General features: G+C 69.0%; 14 protein-coding genes and 1 pseudogene. 5 read left to right on the forward strand and 10 right to left on the reverse strand.

What is annotated here, in order from left to right:
- Positions 1 to 184 precede the first annotated feature (184 nt).
- The 6 genes from ACFYR0_RS22445 to ACFYR0_RS22470 all read right to left on the reverse strand — a co-directional run bounded on the left by ACFYR0_RS22445 (position 185) and on the right by ACFYR0_RS22470 (position 10,412).
- A complete protein-coding gene (locus ACFYR0_RS22445; protein ID WP_389330729.1) occupies positions 185 to 3,634 on the reverse strand; it encodes an amino acid adenylation domain-containing protein in 3,450 nt (1,149 codons plus the stop codon).
- 634 nt (positions 3,635 to 4,268) lie between these two features.
- The gene (locus tag ACFYR0_RS22450; RefSeq protein ID WP_389330732.1) at positions 4,269 to 5,111 is read right to left on the reverse strand and encodes an aminoacyl--tRNA ligase-related protein; all 843 of its coding nucleotides are present in this window, start codon (positions 5,109 to 5,111) and stop codon (positions 4,269 to 4,271) included.
- A gap of 124 nt (positions 5,112 to 5,235) precedes the next feature.
- Positions 5,236 to 6,864, reverse strand: a complete 1,629-nt coding sequence (locus tag ACFYR0_RS22455) for a condensation domain-containing protein (protein ID WP_389330735.1) — start codon at positions 6,862 to 6,864, stop codon at positions 5,236 to 5,238.
- Between the two features lie 55 nt (positions 6,865 to 6,919).
- Positions 6,920 to 8,254 (reverse strand): ATP-binding protein, encoded by a 1,335-nt coding sequence (locus ACFYR0_RS22460; protein WP_389330738.1) that lies wholly within the window; start codon positions 8,252 to 8,254, stop codon positions 6,920 to 6,922.
- A complete protein-coding gene (glgA, locus tag ACFYR0_RS22465) occupies positions 8,203 to 9,390 on the reverse strand; it encodes a glycogen synthase (RefSeq protein ID WP_389330741.1) in 1,188 nt (395 codons plus the stop codon). Before glgA ends, ACFYR0_RS22460 begins: the two co-directional genes overlap by 52 nt.
- A gap of 17 nt (positions 9,391 to 9,407) precedes the next feature.
- A complete protein-coding gene (locus ACFYR0_RS22470; RefSeq protein ID WP_389330744.1) occupies positions 9,408 to 10,412 on the reverse strand; it encodes a ParB/RepB/Spo0J family partition protein in 1,005 nt (334 codons plus the stop codon).
- A 751-nt stretch (positions 10,413 to 11,163) separates the two neighbouring features.
- Here ACFYR0_RS22470 and ACFYR0_RS22475 point away from each other — a divergent pair.
- Entirely contained in the window at positions 11,164 to 12,432 is a 1,269-nt protein-coding gene (locus tag ACFYR0_RS22475; RefSeq protein WP_389330747.1) for a helix-turn-helix domain-containing protein, read from the forward strand.
- Between the two features lie 275 nt (positions 12,433 to 12,707).
- Here the strand turns inward: ACFYR0_RS22475 and ACFYR0_RS22480 are convergent, their stop codons facing one another.
- The 3 genes from ACFYR0_RS22480 to ACFYR0_RS22490 form a co-directional block, all read right to left on the reverse strand.
- Positions 12,708 to 13,442: a dienelactone hydrolase family protein gene (locus ACFYR0_RS22480; protein WP_389330750.1), complete on the reverse strand. Its 735-nt coding sequence runs from the start codon at positions 13,440 to 13,442 to the stop codon at positions 12,708 to 12,710.
- A 369-nt stretch (positions 13,443 to 13,811) separates the two neighbouring features.
- A complete protein-coding gene (locus ACFYR0_RS22485; protein WP_389330753.1) occupies positions 13,812 to 14,387 on the reverse strand; it encodes a TIGR04222 domain-containing membrane protein in 576 nt (191 codons plus the stop codon).
- 266 nt (positions 14,388 to 14,653) lie between these two features.
- Complete coding sequence (locus tag ACFYR0_RS22490; RefSeq protein WP_389330756.1) at positions 14,654 to 15,049, reverse strand: hypothetical protein; 396 nt, start codon at positions 15,047 to 15,049, stop codon at positions 14,654 to 14,656.
- A gap of 125 nt (positions 15,050 to 15,174) precedes the next feature.
- Between ACFYR0_RS22490 and ACFYR0_RS22495 the strand changes: the two are divergent.
- The 4 genes and pseudogenes from ACFYR0_RS22495 to ACFYR0_RS22510 form a co-directional block, all read left to right on the forward strand.
- A pseudogene (locus ACFYR0_RS22495) lies at positions 15,175 to 15,297 on the forward strand (IS5/IS1182 family transposase); the annotation flags it as partial.
- A gap of 185 nt (positions 15,298 to 15,482) precedes the next feature.
- On the forward strand, positions 15,483 to 16,265 hold the full coding sequence (locus tag ACFYR0_RS22500; protein ID WP_389330759.1) for a serine protease: 783 nt from the start codon (positions 15,483 to 15,485) through the stop codon (positions 16,263 to 16,265).
- 738 nt (positions 16,266 to 17,003) lie between these two features.
- Positions 17,004 to 19,211 carry a hypothetical protein gene (locus tag ACFYR0_RS22505; protein WP_389330762.1) on the forward strand — a complete coding sequence of 736 codons (2,208 nt, stop codon included), beginning with the start codon at positions 17,004 to 17,006 and terminating at the stop codon, positions 19,209 to 19,211.
- A gap of 49 nt (positions 19,212 to 19,260) precedes the next feature.
- A complete protein-coding gene (locus ACFYR0_RS22510) occupies positions 19,261 to 19,773 on the forward strand; it encodes a hypothetical protein (protein ID WP_389330765.1) in 513 nt (170 codons plus the stop codon).
- Positions 19,774 to 20,109: 336 nt separating this feature from the next.
- On the opposite strand, the gene ACFYR0_RS22515 is transcribed toward ACFYR0_RS22510, so the two are convergent.
- Entirely contained in the window at positions 20,110 to 20,619 is a 510-nt protein-coding gene (locus tag ACFYR0_RS22515; RefSeq protein ID WP_389330768.1) for a hypothetical protein, read from the reverse strand.
- Positions 20,620 to 20,723: the final 104 nt, after the last annotated feature.

Consider the following 20,723-nt stretch of genomic DNA (forward strand, 5'->3'; position numbering starts at 1 on the left):
CACAGCGTGCCGCTGGTCCGGTCGGCCGCAGGCCGGGCCGAGTGTGGTCGTGACATCGTCTTCCTCCATGGAAATGAGCGGGTGAGAGATCGAGGCCCCACAGGCGAGGGGCGAAGCGCCAGGCGGGCCAAAGCAGTTGGAATTCCGGGGCACCCGGAGCACCCGGCGTGCCTGCCCGGTGGACTCACGGCGCCGGCGCCGCCTGTTCCTGCCGGTCCTCCTCCAACAGCCGTTCGACTTCGTCGGCCAGCGCCGCAGCTGTCGGCCGGTCGAAGAACGCACGCATCGAGACCTGGACTCCGAAGGCGTTCTGCACGCTCCACAGCAGCCGGGCGATTGTCAGCGAGTTGCCGCCGAGAGCGAGTACGTCGTCCTCGGCACCCACGTCGTCCTGCTCGAGCACGTCCCGCACGAACGCCAGGATCGCCGCCGACATCGGCTGCGTTCCCGCCGACGGGTCCCGAGTCTCCTCGGCGGCGTCGGCCCCGGCGTCGGGCCAGGGCGCCCCGACCGCCGTGTCGGGGTGGGCGGCGTAGACACCCGCCAGCGAGCGGAAGTCTCCCGCCAGGTCCCGTGCCAGGTCCTTGCTCACCACGTCAACGGCGTACTCCACCGCCCCGCCGAAACTCCCGTCCGCGCGTGGCCACAACGTGAGCGCGACATCGGTCCGGGCGACGCGCCATGCCTCGGCCAGCAGCCGCAGGTCCCGTTCGCCGACCTCCTGCCCGACCATCCCGTCGCCGCTCAGCGTGAACAGCGTCTGGAACACCGGGGTGCGGGACAGGTCGCGCACCGGCTCCACTGCCTCCGCCACCCGCTCGAAGGGCACCGCACCATGCGCGGCGGCCTCCTGGCACACCTGCCCGACGCGTTCGAGGGCGGTGCGGAATGACATGTCGGGGGTCAGTCGGGCACGGACCACCACGACGTTGATGAACAGACCCACCAGGCTGTGCAGTTCGGGCCGGTCGCGGCCGGCGAGGGGCGTGCCGACCCCGAAGTCCCAATCCTTGCCCGCCCGGGCCAGCAGCACCGTCCACAGGGTCAGGAACACACCGTGGGCGGGCACTCCGGCGGCCCGGCCCAGCGCCAGCAACGCGGCGGCGTCCTCGGAGGTCACCGCCGTCTCGACACCGGATCCCTCGATCGCGCGGTGGCGAGGACGCTCTGACTCCCCGGGCAGGATCAGCGGAGGTACTCCGTCCAGTGCCGTGCGCCAGTAGCGCAGCTGCTCGGCGGACACGTCCGGGGTGAGCCGGTCGCTCTGCCAGGCGACTGCGTCCCGGTAGCGCACCGGCAGATCCTCGAGCGCGGGCGACCGGCCCGTGTGGACGGCTCGGACGAACTCGCTGAGGTCGCGTTCCAGGACGCGGGTGGACCAACCGTCCCCCGCGATGTGGTGACTCACCACGAGGAGCAGCTGCTCGCCGTCGCCGCCGCCGCGGATCAGGCGGTAGCGCACCGGCGGTGCGGCGGCCAGGTCGAATCCCTCGGCGAGGGCGGCCTGCACGTGCCGGACAACCTCGTCGGGATCGGTATCGACCACCTCGAAGTCGACGGTGGTGGGCTTCTCCGGCACGGGAGCGGGCAGGACGATCGCGTGCAGGCCGTCCGCGTCCATCGCGTAGCGCGTCCTCAGCGGTTCGTGCCGCACCACGAGATGGCGGACGGCCTCCCGGATCACCGCCTCGGGGATGGCGGAGGACACCCACACCATGACCGGCAGCAGGTACTCGGGGCTGCCGGGGGACATCTGGTCCTGGAGCCAGAAGCGCTCCTGCCCGGGCGAGAGCGGGACGCGCGCCCCCGCGGGCAGCGCCTCGATGGGCCGGGCCAGGGCCCCCTCGGCCAGCAGCCGGGCCTGGAGTCGAGGGGTGGTGGCGAGCAGCAGGTCCCGAAAGTCCAGTTCCACGCGGGAGGTCTCGGCGAGGACGACGGCCAGCCGCGTCATGAGCAACGAGTGGCCACCGAGGCGGAAGAAGTCGTCGTCGAGGTCCACCTCGTCGACCTTCAGCACCTCTTGCCAGGCAGCCGTCACCAGCCGCTGTTCCACGGTCGGTTCCAATGCCCGGCCGATGGCCGCTGCGCCTGTCCGCGTGAGCCGGCTCCAGTCCGGTTCGGGCAACCGCGACGGGTCGGTCTTGCCGCTCGTGGTGACGGGCAGCGCCGCCACCACGGTGATCACGGACGGCACCAGGGAGGGCGGCAGCCAGTCGCGCAGAAAAGTCATGAGACCGTCGGGCTCGTGGCCGTCGGTGGTGACGAGCCAGGCACCCAGCCGACGCTGCCCACCCGGATCGTCGACCGGCGCGACCGCGGCCGCGATCACCGCAGGATTGTGGGCCAGCGCGGCCTCCGCCTCACCCGGTTCGATCCGCACACCGTTGATCTTCATTTGGGTGTCCGTTCGCCCGACGAACACCAGGGCGCCGTCCGCCCGTCGGCGTACGAGGTCGCCGGTGCGGTACATGCGCGTGCCGGAAGGGCCGCAGGGGTCGGGGAGGAAGCGTTCGGCGGTCTGCGCCGGGTCCTTGTAGTAGCCACGTGCGACACCGGGGCCGGCGGCGTAGACCTCGAGCAGAGCCTCTGGTTCGTGCGGCGCGTCGGCCGGCGGGGCGTCACCGGGCTCGGCGCCGGCCGTCGGCAGTCTCAGTTGCATGCCGTCGATCGGGAACCCGATCGGCACGGGACCGCTGCGCTGCTCGGGGTCGAACCGGGCCGCGGTAAGGTTGACCGAGCACTCCGTGGGCCCGTAGGTGTTCCACACCTCGACATCCACGCGCTCTCGCAACCGCCGACACAGTTCCGCATGCAGCGGCTCACCACCGCTGCACACCGTGCGCAGCGTGGAGCATGCTTCCAGTCCGGGTTCCACGGCGAGCAGACGCAGCAGAGAAGGGACCACCTGGAGGACGGTCGTGCCGGTCTCCTTGAGGGAGGCGACCAGTGCGGCGGCGTCTCTTCCGGCGTCCGGGCGGCCGAACACCACCGGCGCTCCGACGACGAGCGGGGCGAAGACCTCCCAGGTGGCGGCGTCGAAGGTGAGCGGGGTCTTCTGCAGGACGCGGTCCGTCGTGCTCAGGCCGAGTTCCCGCACCGCCCACGCCACGAGGTTGGCGATTCCCGCATGCTCGACCACGACGCCCTTGGGCGTGCCGGTGGAACCGGAGGTGAACACCATGTAAGCGGCGTGGTGGGGCGGGGTCGGGTCCGTCGCATCGAATGCGGTGCCCGGCCCCGTTGCCGTCGGAGCCGGCAGGTCGGCCCGCACGAGCGGCAGGTGGGCCGGGGCCGCCGACGCGTCGGACTGCCCGTCCGTCACCAGCACGGCCACATCGGCGAGCTCAAGCACGCGGCGCTGTCGTTCCGTCGGCGCGACAGGGTCGATCGGGACGTAGCAGGCTCCGGCGAGCCAGGTTCCCACCAGTGCCGCTACCAGGCCGGGACCGGGGGCCATCATGATGCCGACCGGTGTCTGCGGGCAGACACCGTGCTCGCGCAGGGCCTGTGCGACCCCCTGTGCCCACCGGTCCAGCTCGCGGTAGCTGACGACGCGGTCCCCGGTGAGGACGGCGGGGGCGTCGGGGTGGCGCCTGACGGAGTCCCGGATGAGGTCCGGAAGCATGGCGGGCATCTGCTGCCTCCCAGTGGACGAGGCGGACGGCCGGCCCGCCTGCAATTCGTGGTCGGACAGCACAGGGCTCTGGCACCTGGCCGGACCGTCGTGACCGGACGGCTTCTCGCTCACCGTGCTCCCTTGTTCCCAGCGTTGTCGTCGTCGGCTCCGCGTCGTCCGCCGGACGCTGCTCCGGCACTGCCGGGAGCGGTTGCCTGATCTGCGGTGCGTCTGCTGGCGCTGCCGTGGGCAGAGGACATCCGCGCGTCAGGCGTACGCGTTCGTTGCGAGCCGCGATGGACCCGGCCGCAAGCCTCGTCCTCGGGCCGGAGCGGAGCCAGGCATCCGGGGGGCAAGTTGTGGCCGCCGATTTGCCGGTCCGCTGCCGGGAAGACCTTGGCGACCAGCGACGACGGGCACGGCGATGCGGCAGCGCGCAGCAGTTCCACCCGTGCGGCGTCGGCCCGTCACCCGCCCCGCGCACGGATCGCTGCCGACGTGACCCACCGGGCTCCGCCACGGCGCGAATACGTCGGCCGACCGGGTCCGGAAAGCATCCGCGGGCGGACCATGGCTGGACGAGCCGCCCACCCTGTCCCATGGCCGACACCCGGTCGCCCAGTCCTGCCGGAGCGCTTCCCTGCAGGGCACCTCAGGCGAAAGCGGGCCAGGCGGCGAGATCGTCGCCGTGCATTCGGATCAGCGCCAGAACGACACGTTCCAGTCCGAAGCCCACGCACGCACTGTGCGCCGCCCCCTCGTCGCGGTAGCCGATGCCGAAGCGGGAGCCCTGGTGGTCCTTGTGGCAGTTGGCGGAGCCGACGGCCATGCCTGCGCCGCCGTCGCAGAGGTCGGCGACGAATTCGTACTTGAGCTGTTGCTCCAGCTGGCTTCGGCGGAACAGCCGGTCCGCGGGCCCGAAGAACGGGTCGCTCGCCGGCTGCACCGATACCTTCAGGCCGAGCCCGGCGTAGAACTCGGCACAGCTGGTGATCCACTCGTCCCGCCACCGCCGGGCCTCGGCCTCACCCGCAACCAGAACGAACTCCCGCAGCCGGAAGGACCGCAGCCGACCGACCTCAGAGGTCGCCTCATGGCGGTAGCAGTGGCCCGCCAGGTCGAAGTGCGCCGGCCGCTCGATCACACGATCGGCGAGCTGGGGATAGACGTGGTAGCAGGTCACCGGCACCAGGACGGTGCCACCCGACCCATCGTCACCGGCCACGCCGTCCTGGCCGCCCTGCTGAGCCATGGCGTTCACGTCGCCGAGCAGATGCGGGAAGGCCTGGTCGTACTCCGCCCGCTCGATGTCCGAACGGGACATCACCGGGGGACACCACTGGGGGCCGGCCGTACCCGAAGGACTGATACCGGTGATCGCCGTGTTCAGGCGTGAGACGGCTGATTCGAACTTGGCCGTGAAGAGCACCAGACCCCGACCGGTGGCCGGCAACAGCCAGTCGCCCGCCACCAGACTGTCGAGGGAATCGTCCACCCACCGCGACGCGAGCGCCGCACCGGGCCCGCGCCCACTCATGTGCGCTGCCATGCGTATCCATTTCTTCCTGCATCGAAGAGAAGCTGCCCCGAGGTGTCGGGACAGGGGCGTACGGGTGCGCTCACCGCACCGGGCCGGCCTGCCGTGCACGGCTCAGCGGACGCAATCCGTTGACGACGTCCACCACATGCGCGAGACACACCTCCACTCCGCCGGTGGTGCCCTCCGCCTTCCATCCGTCCGGGACTTCCCGGCCCTTCGGCAGGAGGAAGTACTGCTCCTGATCGTCGACGATCACCTGGTACACGGCTTCGTCGTCACCGTCCTCCGGCGTTTCGGCGTGCGGTGACGGTTCCTCGTGTGCCGAGAGCCGCGAGTCGACCGTCCACTGCCGGGGCAGCGGTGTCGTCATCGGGTCGAGTCCCTCGTCGGCCAGGGCACGGACCGCGAGCTGCTCCAGATCCGTCAGGAAGTCCACCACTGCCTGGGTTCCCAGGGCCGATGTGTCCGCGACGATCTTGGTGATGACATGGCCGCCAGAGCCGTTGGCTGCGAGATACATCTTTCGGCCCGGCCGGTCGTGATCCCGTCCGCCGCGGTAGAAACCAGCGGTGCTCACGAATGTGCCGTCCCTTCCGGCCTGCGTCAGCTGCTCGACGGCGTCCGCCGGTGCGGCGTCCACCGCGAGTTCCACGTTCACCGTGCAGGCGAAGTCCCGCCCTGCCGCCGGCACGCGCGCCGGGTCGTGTGCGCCGGAGGCGTACGCGAAAACGACCGCGTTCCACGTGCGGCGCACGACGTCCTGGAACGAGCCCGCGCCCAGAGCGACGAGTACAGGCGCGTCCTGGACGAACGTGCCTCCCGCGGCCTCGTCCTGGTCGGTCGTGCGGTTGCGGCAGGCAAGGGTGAAACCGCACACGTCGGCCTGCGCACCCCTGCCCATGACCACGGCGATCAGGGCCAGATAGACGGTCGTCTGACTCACGGAGAGCCGCTCGGCCAGGGCGGGCAGGGCCGTGCCGAGCGCCGACGACACCATGCACACATCGGTGTACCGCGGCGACTCCGGCGCGCGGTGGGTGACCGGGAACAGGGCGGCGGGTCTGCGCTCTGACTGACGCTGCCAGAACCGCAGCGCCCTCTCCGAGAGCGCTTGCGCCGTCGGGGTCGCTTCCCACGCCGCCTGGTCCAACGGCTGCCTGCCCGCGGGAGCGGCCGGAGCCGCTCCGTACCCGGCGGGGCGCAGCAGGCCGAGCAGTGTGCTGCGCAGTGCTGACAGGCTCCAGCCGTCGGCCACCATGTGGAAGACCACCAGAATCACGTGTCGCGGCCTGCCGTCCGCGACGACGACCCCGGCCCTGACCGGCAGTTCCCCCATCTCGAAGGGCACCGCCTGAAGATCGCTCGCAAGCCGGTAGGCGCTGCGGCGGGCCGCCTCGGGCGACACCCGGCGGACCTCTGCGGCGAGCCGTCCCTCCGCGACGAGACGCTGCTGCGGGACGCCGTCCGCCGACGTGCCGAAGGTGGTGCGCAGGGCCTCTTGCTCCTCCAACAGGCGCTTCAACGCCCCCAGCACGTGATCGAGCGTCACCGAGCCCTCGGTGTCGAGGATCATCCGCAGGTTCAGATGCGCGTGGTGGGGAGCAAGCGCGCCCACTTCCTCCCATATCCACCGCTGTCCCCACGTCAATGCCGACGCGCCCGACCTGACACCCTTGAAATCCACCTTGTGGACCTCGGACTCTGCCATCGCCCCCGTGCCCTTCGCTTCGGATAGTGAACAGATCTGCGGTGCGGTGACCGGCTCAGAGCACGAACGCGCGTACCTGAGACATCACCTGGTAGGTGTACTGCCGGCCGTGGCGCACGTGGACCAGGGAACTCTCCACCAGGTCGCCCAGGCGGTCGTAGATCTCACTGGATGTGAACTCGCCGCGTGGGAGCGCCACTTCGGCGTCCTCGATCGTGAAGCTGTGCGGCATACGGGCCAGCACCTTCAGCATGTCCCGGTTACGGTCCTCCAGCAGCCCCACGCTCCAGTGGACACTGCTGGACAGGGACCGCTGATGCGGCAGAGCACCAGGAGGTGACGAGGCGAGCACCTGGGGGGTGAACATGTCGGTGAGAAGTCTGCCGACCGGGATCGCCCGCAGCTTCTCGGCGGCGAACTCGATCGCCCTGGGCATGCCCTCCAGACGGTGGCACAGATCGCGCACGGCCTCCAGATCCTGCGACAGATTCAAGTGTGGGCACTTGGACCTGACCCGGCCGAGCATGAGTTCCAGCGCTTCCCTGGGGTCGAGCGCTGTCACGTCGTGGACTTGGGCGGACGGGGCCGGCACGGTCCGCCTACTCGTGATGAGGACCCGCACCTGCGGATGCTCCTGCACCAAATACTCAGCCAGCGTCGCGGCCGTGTGCGGAACGTGCTCGGCGTTGTCGAGCACGACAAGGGTCTGGCGTCCGGGGCTCTCGTGTCCGGCCGCCGGGTTCGCCAGGCCTTCGAGCAGTTTGCCCCCGGTCATCTCGTCGACCAGTCCCAGCGTCGGCTGCATCCCCGGGATCGGCTGTCGCTCCTCTGCGGGGAGCTTGCCCAGCTCCAGTACGAAGACGTCACCGACCAGTCGCGACTGAAGCATCTGGGCCACTTCGAGGGCGAGCCGGGTCTTGCCGACCCCGCCGGGCCCGGCCAGCACGGTGATCCGGTGCTTCATGACGGTGCCGACCAGATGCGTCATCTCACCGCTGCGACCGACGAACGCGTTGATGGGCGGCTTGACACCGAACCACTCGCCCCCCTCACCGCCGTACTGCGCCACCGCCGGAATCGCATGCCGTCCGAAGTCGGCCTCCAGCGCCAGGAACAGCAGCTCGACCGACGCCTGACGAGGATTGCTCACCCGGCCGCTCTCCAGGTTCCGGATGGTCCGGACACTGACCCCCGACTCCTCGGCGAGCTCCTCCTGCGTCCACCCCTTCTGCCTGCGCAAACTCGACAGAACAACACCTACTGACAAAACAGTCCCCCTGCTTCTTACACGCACGACGCAGCACGCGAAACCGTCCGACGACGAGTCCGCGGCGAGCTTCACACCACCGACCGGTAGATCTCGGCGACCTGACGTGCCGCTTGCTCCCACGAGAAGTGGGACAGCACCCGCCGCCGGCCGGCCACCCCCATGTTCTCCGCCGCCACCGGATCGGCGACCAGCGCGTTCACCCGCACGGCCAGCTCCTTGGCCAGCACTGACGACGACTCGTCGTCCGTCGGCCGGCCCGTCCCCGCCCCCGGCTGCATCGGCACGAGATAGCCGGTCTCTCCGTCGACGACAGCCTCGGGATTGCCGCCCGTCGCCGTTGCGACGACCGCGGTCCCGCAGGCCATCGCCTCCAGATTCACGATCCCCAACGGCTCGTACAGCGACGGGCAGACGAAGACACGCGCATGGCTGAGCAACTGGACGAGAGCCCTCTTCGAGAACTCGCCGCCGATCCAGCGGACCTCGACCTCACCGCCGTCCAGCGCCGCCAACGCCCGGGCGAACTCCGCACGCTGGGCGTCACTGTCGGCGAACTGAGCGACCACCACCAGCCGCGTACCCGGCACGAAATGCCGCGCCGCGTCCAGAAGATGCAGTAGGCCCTTCTGGCGGCTGATGCGCGCCACACACACCACCGTCGGTCGGTCCCCGTCCAGGCCGTGCTCCCGCAAGGCGTCCGTGCCCGGATCCGGCGCGTAGACCGCTGCATCAACCCCGTTGTGCACCACGGAGATACGCGCCGGATCCACATCGGGGTAGGCCCTTGCGATGTCCGCGGCCGTTGAACGGGACACCGCGATGATCCTGTCGGCACGGGTCAGCGCCTCGCGCTCCATGAAGCAGGAGACCTCATAGCCACCGTCCAGCTGCTCGGCCTTCCAGGGTCTCAAGGGCTCCAGACTGTGGGCGGTGACCACGTGCGGAACGCCGTAGAGCCGTTGGGCGAGCCTGCCCGCGAAGTTCGTGTACCAGGTGTGACTGTGCACCACCGATGTGCCCGCCACCGCCTGCGACATCGACGCGTTCACCGCAAGCGCCTGCAAAGAGGGATTCGCGGCTTCCAGCCCACCGGGCACGCCATGCGCCGTTACCGACGGATCCGTGTCGGGAGGCCCGAAACGGTGAACGCGCACATCCACCAGGCCACGCAGATGCCGTGCGAGCGCCCCCACGTGAACGCCGGCCCCGCCGTACACATGCGGGGGATACTCCCGGGTCAGCAGATCCACACGCATCGAAGTCTCCCCGTTGCTCATATCGCCTCGCGTGACACGACGCCGGGGTCCTGGCGCAACTCCAGGGCGAGGCCCCGCCACATCTCGGCGTATCCCAACAGAAGTTCGGTGACCTGCTCGCGGCAGTGAGCCGGCATGCTGTCCAGAATCCGGGACCGCTCCCTGCTCGCCGCCGCGCAGGAGTCGAACATGCGCAGGATCACGCGGCCGGTCTCACTGAAACGCAACGACGGGTCCTTGCACAGCGCGTCGAAGAGCGGCAACAGCTCACCCGGCGACCGGGCTTCGTTCTTCGGCGCCCCGTGATCGCCGGCTTGGGTGTCCTGCCGCTCACGAGGCACGCTGTGCCGGCGCACGCCCACGGGAACGGGATCCTGGCCCTGACGCAGACGAGCACGCACATCCGAAACCGTGGACGGAGAGACACCAGCAGCTCGGGCGATCTGGCGCAGTGAAGCCCCAGGGTTGGCCCTGATGAGCTGACCGGCCAACTCGCGCCCCGCGGCCCGGTTCACCGGCCGTGCCCGGCCGTCGATCCCGACACGGGAGACGCAGGCGCCCGCCGATGCTGTGCGATCGCGCCGGATCTCGCCCACCTTCTTGGCCGACAGTCCCGACACCGAAGCGATCGCACGGTCGGACCATTCAGGGTGAGCACCGAGGATGCGGCCCGCCGCGGTCAGTCGGTCCGCCCGCGACAGCGGCAACCCGTGTTGCGTGTTCGCCGCGACGGAGAGGACGAACGCCTCCTGGCGCCCACCCCGGAAGAATCTCACAGCGATATCGGTCCGGCCCCGCGACTGCGCCGCCTTGAGTCGATGCACACCGTCGATCACCTGCATCGTCTCCTGGTGAACCGTGATCGGCGGGAAGGGGGTGTCGCTCTCGGCGAGAGCACTCACGTGGTCCTCGTCCACTCCGGCAAGACGTAGCAGACCATCGGCCGCCAGCGCCGCGATCTGCACCATCACCACCGGCGCGCGCTCCAAAGTCCGCTGACACTGCGCGATGTAGCCCAGCACATCACGCTCCACATCCTCCGCATGTCCCGTAGAAGTCACTACATCTCCTTGGAGGGGTCGCAGCCACGATCACGTGACCACGGCCAACCACGTGACGAAGCGCCACCCGCGCCGCGCGAAAAGCACCCAAACAGTTCTGGAAACAGGCAAGTTGACATCGATGCGGGCGTGTCCGATCCACCGGCGCCATCCTTTCGGCGCCACCGGCCCAGGGGGCCGGGCACGTCCCGCACGCTGCGTAGTGAAGCGGCTACGCGCGTCACGTCGTTGTCAACAACGGTGCAGATTCTGATCAATGTTCGACTCAAAGTCGACTACAGGCAAGGAAGTTGCCGCTCCCTGCCGTGGGGCGGCAAGTAGTCGGCAGTGGGTGGCGTGGGGCCCGGAGAGGCGGCAGCCCCCGGTGCCGAAGTCCGGCCGCCGGGACCGAATGCCGTTCGGTGCGCGGGCGGGCCGCGGCACGTCCGTCGGCGGCCCGCGCGCACTGGAAGAGGCTCGGTGCACCTGCCCGCAGATGCAGCATGGTCACTTGCAAGTTCTTGCTGCAAGCAGGTGAAAGGCATTGGCAAGCTTGGTAGTTGAGCATATTCTGGCCGCCAGTGGTGCGTGGGGATACGCCTCGGCGGGGGCGCTCCCGTCTCACTGTTCCGTTGGCGACCTCAGGTCGAAGCCGCCGTCCGGACGCCTGCTCCGCGCAGTCACCAGAGAGCGGGATTCCACGCAGCACTGACGGAAAGCAAGGGGGTAATTTGTGTCGCTGGGTGTTGTCGTGCAAGGACTCCGCAGTCAGAAGGGCTGGACGCAGGAAGAACTGTCCGAGAAATCGGGCATCAGTATCCGGACCATCAGAAACCTGGAGAGCGGGCGGATCACCAACCCTCGCCGCTCCTCGGTCGATCTCCTCTTCGCCGCACTGGACGAGAGTGGCGGACACCGTCCCTACAGGCCGTCCTCGCTGCGGCTGGCCGACCTCGCCCCGGCTGTGCAGAGTGCAGGCTTCGACGCGCTTCGGACCGGGGCACGCCCATGGCACGGACCCAGGCCGCCGATCAACTCCTTCATCGGCCGCGAACGCGACCTGGCGACCCTCACCGGCACGGTCCTCGACAACCGGGTGACCATGCTGACCGGCCCGGGCGGTGTCGGCAAGACCCGCCTCGCTCTCGCAGCGGCCGAGTCCCTGCACGCCCATCTGGACGGCCCGGTCTTCGTGATCGGGCTCGGAGCGGTGCCCGCCGAGAGCAGATCACCGATCCTCGACGTGGACGACCTGGTGCGGGCGGACGGCGGACGGCACGGGATTGAACTGTCAGCGCTGCTGAATGCCCCGCCGACCGGGGGCGGGGCGTCGATCATGCAGTCCCTGGTGGTGCTCGACAACGCGGAGCACCTTCCACAGGGGGCCGCGATGTTTGCCGAGCACCTGGTGCGCGAGCGGCCCGGGACCCATGTGGTCATCACCACCAGACGGTCGGTACCCGCCCCCTCCGCACAGGTCTACGAGGTCGCTCCGCTCCCGGCAGACTCGCCGGACGCGCTCGAACTCCTGCTGAGCCGGGTCCGCTCGACCTGTCCGGCACTCGATCTGTCGCACGACCTCGACGCGGTACGAATGCTCTGCAGCCACCTGGAAGGCATCCCGAGGACCATCGAGTTCGCCGCGGAGAAGCTGCGCGCGATCCCCGTCAGCCGGCTCGTGACCGATGCGTTCGGCACCCATGAACTCGGCTGCGCCGACCCGTCGACGCTTCCACACCAGCGCTCGCTGTCCGGCAGCGTGCGCTGGAGCCTCGACCTGCTCGACGATCGGCACAGGACCGTACTGCGCGAACTCGCCGAAATACCGTCCCCCTTCACGATCGACGAGGTGGAACGCGTGCTCGCGCACCACAGTGATCTCTCAAGCACCGAGATCTTCGACGTGGTCGCTGAGCTGGTGGAAAACTCTCTCGTCCATGTCTGCCACGGCCGCGAGTACACATACCACCTACTGGCCCAAGTGCGTGCGTTCGTCTCCTGAGACCCAGTAGGTCCACAATCGTTGAACCAGCGGAGCGTTGGACGTGAGGCGAACCGGCCGATGAATGCTGCGCATTTCATCGAGTCGTCTCCGCCTCGCTCGGTCGGGAGGTCTGCTGGCGTGGAGCAGTTGACGATTTCAGGCAGCACGGGCCTCTGCCGTGAGTTCAGCAGAGGCCCGCGGTATGCAGAGCTGCACAGGGCTGGGACCTGTCTTTGATGAGCGTCAGACCAGCCGGGGCAACTACCGTCTGCTGGTGGCCTGTCGGCCCCGCGTCACTTCAGGTGTCGGGAGAAGAACTGGGTCGCGGCGTCTGCCGCGAACTGCGGGACGCCTGTGTGTCCGCCCATGTTGGCGTGCAGGGTCTTTTCCTCGGAGCCGAAGGCGTCGAACAGGTCCAGGGCCGCCTGTCGGTCGTTGGCTTCGTCGTCCCACTGCAGCAGGACGTGCAGGGGGATCGTGACTCGTCGGGCCTCCTCGAACATGACGCGAGGCACGAAACTCCCGGCGAAGAGACCGGCGGCCGCGATACGTGGCTCGACCACCGCAAGCCGGACGCCGATGGAGATCACTCCTCCCGAGTAGCCGACCGGGCCGCCGATCCCGGGCAGCGAAAGGAGGGCGTCCAGGGCGGCCTGCCATTCCGGGACTGCCTTCTCGACCAGCGGGAGGACGAGGGCGTCGACGATCTCGTCGCTGACCGGCTCACCGGCCTCCATCGCCCGGCGCAGGTCGGCGCGGGCCCGCTCGGCGTCCGGCCGACGAGGCCGGTCGCCGCTACCGGGGAGCTCGATGGTGGCCGCGGCGAAACCCTCCGCCGCGCAGTGCCGTGCCCGGGCCACCAGCCGGGGGTACATCCTGTGCAGCCCGAGGGGAGGATGGCCGAGCAGGATCAGCGGAACCGGTGCGGACGGGGATTCGGGTGTCCACAGGATGCCCGGGATCTCGCCGAGGGTGAATTCGCGTTCGAGGACGCCGTCGTCGAGGCGCTGCTCGGAAGTGAGATGCATGGTCGTGCCTTTCGGGAGTGCACTGGAACGGCGCTCCCGGACGACCTGTCTATCGCCCGACCGTGACTCCGGAGGGGAGCACCCATGTCAGAACTGTGTTCACGGGTACCACCTCCTGGTTCTCTTGCACGGCCACCGGAAACGTAGCAGTGGTGTTCGTGCTCCGCCAACGGTTTATCAGCCCGGTGAGCACATCCCACTCCTCGTCGCTGAGGTGGTGTCGCGCATCGAGCCGTGATCGCCAGGCGGTGACTGGTGGGAGGGGCGTGGTGAGACGGCGCGTGGGAACGATGCTGGATGGACTCGTCGAGGGAAGGCTTGTTCCTGCGGATCCACCGCGTGACTATGGGCGGGAGGAGTGCCCAGCCTTTAGTAACTGTCGCTTCCACTGCCGCAGTTGAAGGTGTTGCCCAACTCTGAGGTGGAGTCGGAGTCGTGGTCCAGGGCCATGCCCAGGCGGATCGGAGACCGGCCGAGACCCGAGGGGATCGGTCGGTCTCCGACGGCGCAACGTCGAACCGGGCCGTTCCCGAGGACGGGGAGACCGCCGAGGACGTAGGCCGGCAACCCTGTGCCTTCGGCCTCCCGCAGTCGCCGTCTGCCCAGCCGGGTCAACCGGCACCGAGAACCTTTCACCAAACCCTGCGCAGCCAGCCGACGGCCGATCGCCTCGACCTCGGGGGCGCGCTGCAAGGCGGCTTGCACAGAGGCGGTGCTCCTGTTGCGCAGGCACGAGGCGACCAGAGCGCGTTCGACCGGATGCTCGGGCAGCACCTCGCCCACGGCACGCACCCGTGGGCCGCTGAGCTTGAGCAGCCCGCGTTCGGACAGCGCGATCACCGCACTGTCCGCCACTCTTTGCGCCCCGCCTGCCAGATAGGCGAAGTCGTAGGCGCCCAGGACTTGTGGCTCCTCCACCGCCGTGACTGACTGCGAAAACCTCATACGCATACCAGACCCCCTCGGGGTATCCCGTCTGACGGGAGTGTCGCCGGACAGCAGGGAACGCAACCCGGTTCTTCGGGGTTCAGAGCAACATTTGAGCTGTTCGGTCGGGGAAGGGCACGGCAAGCGGTGGACGCACGCAATGGGGGATGACCGTTCGCCGAGTTGAGGGGCCCCCTTCTTCGACCATGTGCCGAAGAAGGGGACCGACGCGGATGCGCTGACGAGGCGTGGCCGCGGCCCCACCCAGTGGTGAAACGCCCCGCTCAGAGGTCCGTTGCCTCCTGATACGCGTGGCGAAGTTCGCGGAGTACGTGCTCGTCGGCGGCCCTGACGTCCCACAACGAGCTGTCTGCCTCGGTCAGGACGACCACCAGCCTGTCATCGGCGAATCCACGTGCCTCGGCGTCGATCAGCTGGAGGAACGGGGTCGTCAGCGACAACAACGTCAATGTGTCCATGCCGGTGTCGGCAGACCGTCTCTCCAACTCGACGCACCGGAGATCGACGATCTCGTCGAACTCGACGCGCCATGTCAGGCCGAGGCCGAAGCTACCGAGGCGGACCAGCAGTTCAGCCAAGGTGACGTAGTGCTGGCCTTGCCAGGCAGGAAACGTGATCCCTTTCATCGCTGCCTCTGCTTCGGCCGTATCGCGTGACAAGCGAGCCCCTTCCTTCGGCCTCGAACGTTACAGAGGCTGTGCGCCGCGCCCTTGACCGGGCGGTGAGCGAGGCTGATGCGTCAAGGGAGGAGCGCGCCGAGGCCCTCAGGGCCCGGACGTGAGCGGAACACGCCCTTTCCCGTCTGAAGCGCTGAAGAGTCCTGCGGGACTGCCGACTCGAGGGCAACGGCGTTCACCAGGCCGTGCTCGCCGTTGCCCGGCTGCACGACGTGGCATTCACGAGATGACGCACACGCCATACGGGACAGCCGTTGGGACGGTGGCCGAATCGGTCCCTTGTGCGGGGGCTCACAAGGTTCCCATAATCCATCCACCGATTGACCTGACCATGCCACGGCGTGGCCTGTTTTTTGGCGCAAGTAGTGGCATGCCCATGTCATTCACACTCCACCCCCCACACGGAGGCAGCGCCTTGAAGAAGTTCCTTTCCGTGCTCAAGAGACTCGCGGCCGTCGGTGCCGCCGCGCTCGCCATCGCCAGCCTGCAGCCGGTCTCGGCCGCGCAGGCCGCCCCCTTGCCCGTCGTAGGCGGAACCCGCGCCGCGCAGGGCGAGTTCCCGTTCATGGTCCGGCTCTCGATGGGCTGCGGAGGTGCGCTCTACACCCAGCAGATCGTGCTCACCGCCGCGCACTGCGTGGGCCGCACCGGCGCCAACACCAGCATCACCGCCACCGCCGGCGTCGTGGACCTGCAGTCCACCAGCGGCCGTGTCCAGGTCCGCTCCACGTACGTCTACCGGGCCCCCGGCTACAACGGCAACGGCAAGGACTGGGCCCTGATCAAGCTCGCGCAGCCCATCAACCTGCCGACGCTGAAGATCGCCACCACCACGGAATACAACAACGGCACCTTCACCGTCGCCGGATGGGGCGCCGCCTCCGAGGGCGGCGCCCAGCAGCGGTACATGCTGAAGGCGACCGTGCCGTTCATCAGTGACGCGACCTGCCGCACGTACCGCGGCTACAGCGGGCTCGTCGCCGACGACGAGATCTGCGCCGGGTACGCGGCCGGCGGCGTCGACACCTGCCAGGGCGACTCGGGAGGTCCGATGTTCCGCCGCGACGCGAGCAACGCGTGGATCCAGGTCGGCATCGTGAGCTGGGGCATCGGATGCGCCCGCCCCAACGCCCCGGGCGTCTACTCCGAGGTGTCCACCTTCGCCTCGGCGATCGCCTCCGCGGCCGCCTCGCTCTGACACCGCGCACCAGCAGACCGTCACGGCCGTACGGCACCCACGGGCCCGGCGCCTCACCGCGCCAGGCCCGTTCCGATCGCCGGACCCTGGGCGAGCTGGTCCCTGCCTGTCGGCCCTGATCACCCAGGCGGTGTCCGTATACGGCGTGGAGCGAGCGTGCCGGGGGTGCCGTTGGGCCGCGCCCTGGTGGGTTCTCGCTCGTCAGACGCTGACGTGGGCCGCGTGATCGCCGTGTCGACGCGGTTCCTTGGCCGGCGGCAGGCCCAGTCGCGCCTGACCGTGGCGTAGCCGTCGATCGGAATTCCACCGTTCCGAAGTAGAGGCGAACAGCGGCGCGGCAAGGCACTGTCGTCCACGACGTGCCCGGTGGCGTGTCAGTGCGTGGTGTTCGGCCATCGACACCAGGTCGCAGTGGTGATGCAGGCGTCGCGGTGCAGCCACAAGAGGGCATCCAGGAGCCCTCAAGGGGGAGTTCGGTTGGGTAAATACGCGGCAAAATCACGCAGAAGGGGCCTCAAGGGAAGCTCAGAGACGGTAGCTCCGAGATCGGGTTCTTCGTGCTTCAGGCGGACGATTCGGACATCAAGCGGAATGCCGAAGTCTACTTCTCTGGCAACTGGCTTCGGTGGCGCGTGTTTTCATTCATGGCGTCTCGCGGACCTCACCGCGCGATCACAGGATTGACCACCCTGTGTGCGAGAACTGGGGGAGTTCATGGCGCTTCGCGCTACCCGAAAAATGACCCACGGAATATGCCTCACGGCGCTGCTCGCAGGAGGCCTCGCCGTACCTACGGCGCTGGCTCCGGGCACGGCGCTGGCAGCTGACTCGTGTCCGTCCGCCGTCGCCACGTACGTACTGGAAGCCAAGCCGGGTGCGTCCGGCGCGACGCCGCGGACCCTGCGTAAGTACGTCGACTCGGACCCGAAGGGCGGAGACGCGGACGGCACCGTCTTCGACACCGGCCACACCGGCACGATCGCCGCAGGGAGCAGAGTCTTCACCGGTGGTGACGGAGTGATCTACGAGATCCTTTCGGACGGCACGCTGAAGTCCTACAAGGATCACACCGCGACGGGCGGCCAACTGCTGACGGCCGCGCGCGTGTACGACGGCTTCAACTGGACCACGCGCAAGCGGGTCTGGGCCGGCGGCGACCGGATCTTCTCACTGCACGAAGGCGGCAAGCTGGAGATCTTCAAGCAGGGTGACCCCAAGTCCGGCAAGGGAGAGCTGACTCTCCTCGACACCGTTCCCTTCGACCGCCCGGCCGTTGTCGCGTTCAGGAACGCTGACGACGTGTGGGCCGTCGGCAGGACGATCTACACGCTCAAGGACGGAGAGATCCGCGCCTGGTCCTACAAGGAGTCCGGTACGACCCCGGTCCTGCCGGCCGCCGGAACCGTCGTGGCCACCGGCCTCGACGGAGCGACCCAGGCATGGAGCCCCGGGCCGGGCACCGTCTACACGGCTTCCGACGACGGCCCGACCACCGTCAAGAGCTATACCGGCACGCCACTCACCCTGGTCAACGCCGATGTGAGGACGGGCATCGAGGGCGAGTTCCTGCCCGACACCGCCGCATGCCTGACGGCGTCCGACCCCGTGGCCAAGCCGTACTTCGGCACCGCACCGGACTCGACGGGCACCGAGACCGCCCCGGCGGAGTCCGAACCCGATCGTGCCGCGGACGGCCCGGCCGTCGTGTCCGGCAGGTTCACGCTGGGAGACGGCAGCCCGGCGGCCGGCCTGCCGGTCGTCGTCGAGGCCATGAACAGCGGTGACGACGCGGAGGGCGAGACGAGGCCGCCCGTCCTCGGACGGACGACCACCGCGCCCGACGGCAGCTGGTCGCTGACGGTCCCGGACACCTTGCCGGCCGACGTCCGCGCGGCCGTGGACGAGAACGGCGGCGCCCTGAACGTCAGCGCCACCGTGGCGGGCCAGACCCCGTCGGGCGTGCCGCTCGTCGGCTTGGACCACACCGTCGCGGCACCCGAGGCGCCCGCCACGGGCCGGGCCACTGCCTTCGCGGCCGCGGCAAGCCTCGAACCGGACCACAGCATCGCCCTGATCCCGGCCCTGCCCGCAGACGCCGCCGACCCCGGCGCACAGGACCCGACCCCGGAGCAGACGGCCAGGACCTACGCGGCCGTCCGCGAGCGCACCGGTGACGACTCCGACGAGCCCACGCCACTCTGGCAGAGCGACCGGAGCCGCCTGGCCGCCGACCACAACCCGTACCTGGTCAACGGCACCGACGTCTCCTCGCAGCGGGTCACGCCGTACAACAGCGGAACCTGCTACACGCTCCGCGACAAGCTCTCGTCCCGGATCGCCTATACGACGGTGGGTGAGGCCCATGCGTACTGGGACGCCAAAGCCTCCTTCGACTACGACAGCAAGATGTCGAGCAACGTCGATGTCGCGGTCTCCTCGGGCTCGAACTGGAAGCTGAACGGCGGAGTCTCGCTCGGCGGGAGCATCGGCCATTCCACCGGCTTCACCGCGCAAGGGCCGTACTTCGGCAAGCAGTACAAGGTGCCGATCAAGTACACCAAGTACAAGTACACCCACTACTGCGGCGGTATCGCCCGCAGCTCATGGAAGAAGATCATCGCTGGGAAGTACACGATCCCGGCGGGCGGGAAGGTCGGCACCATGGGCAAGGACGTCAAGTACAAGGACGGTCCGACGAATTACGCCCGTTCCCCCAGGTCCAACCGCGGCATCGTCGAGCGCAACACCTACTTCCAGCTGTCCTCCGGCAAGAGCATCAAGTGGACCGGCGCGGCCACGGTGTACAACATCACCTTCGGCGCCTCGACCCAGTACGACCGGGAGCACAAGCAGCGGATCACGGCGGGAAGCAAGCACGGTGAGCACGACATCTGGGGGAAGAATGGGCGCCTCTCCGGCAGGCCGGGTCTCTTCTTCTCGTACTGAGACACGCCCGCGCCGACGGGCGGGCCGCTTCCCCGGTCTGATCGCCTGCGTGCTGCTGCTCACCGGTTGTTCGCCCGCTTCGTCCGACGGCGGTCGGGTGGCCGGGGGCGCCCTGGACGGCGGCATGCAGTCCGCGGGGACGCTGGGCAACGACCATGTCAGGCGAGGCCAGCGCTGGTGGGCCGCGCTCCCCGTGCCGTACAACCAGTCCGGCAGGCCCGTCGAGATCACGAGCGCACGGTTCCTACGCGTGCCCAAGGGACTTGAGATCGTCGAGTACGCCGCCTATGCGCGGGACGACTCCGACGGGGTCGTCATGCTGATGGAGCACGGCTCGCCGGGCATGCCCAGGCTCGACGAGCTCGAGAACCACCTGCGCGACGTCAACCGGGTGAAGGCGAAGGCCGAGAGCGACGTCTACTACGGGGCGTGGTTGAAGGTCACCGGGCGGATCTCCGGAAACCTCGGCGGCTGCAGGTTCGAGTACCGGCAGGACGGGCGGGACTTCGAGCAGACGCTGGACTGCGACATCGCCTTGCGGGTCGAGAAGCAGGGCTCATAGCGACCCCTCGCGCGTCCATGTCGGCTCGACCCTTCGCCGAGTTGTCCCAGCGGGAACGACCGATGGCCTCGCCACCTTTGAACCGGTACGGAATCGCCGGCCGGGTCCCCGACGCGCCGCCTCCGCCCACTCGGGCCGGGGCGGCGCCTCCCGTGTGTCACCAGCAGCGGGCGGTGCAAGAGCGCGGAGGCTCCAACACCGTTCCCTGAGACTGGAGTTGCCGAGCCGACGCAAGCGATGAGGGGCACGGCCAGATAGTTGAAACAACCCCGCCTGCGAAGACCGCCGTTCCCTCGTAGGAGCCGTGGGCGAGGGCCGATTCGATACGTACGGAGGCTAGTTCTCCAACCTCACCGGCATCAGGAGCGAGAACGTGCCCTCGTCGTCGGGTCGACGTATCGAGAGGGGTGCCGTGGGGGCGCCCAGCTCCAGGATCAGTTCGTCCCGGGCTCCGGCGGTGAGCGCGTGGAGCAGGAACTCGCGGTTGACGGCCACGTCGTTCTGGTCGTTGTCGGCGTCGTCGCACACGATCACGGACCCGTTCTCCGCCACCCGGAGCACGCTCAGGTCGTAGGTCCCGCCGTCCTGCTCCCGCGTCTCGCCCGCGCTGACCGGGCCGGTCTCCAGGGCGTGGCGGAAGGTCGCCGTGTCGACGCGGGCCCGGCGACCGGCGGGGAGGTCGACGAGGCGTCGGTAGTCGGGGAAGTCGTGGCCGAGGCTCCGGCCGTATGTCTGGCCGGCCTCGCTCTCCAACGTGACGTGGTCACCGCCCACCGTGAGCCGCACGGGAGCCTCGCCGGTCAGCAGCGCCCGGATCGCGTCGGCGAGCGGAAGGGGCACCACCACCTGTGTCCTTGTACGTCCAGTACGAGGGCTTGCACCCGGCACTCCCCCAGAGGGGGGACCCCCAGAGCACGCACCTGACGCCGCAGGGCCGCCCTCCGGGCGAC

It is taken from the genome of Streptomyces sp. NPDC005017, assembly GCF_042873115.1.
Classification (GTDB): Bacteria; Actinomycetota; Actinomycetes; order Streptomycetales; family Streptomycetaceae; genus Streptomyces.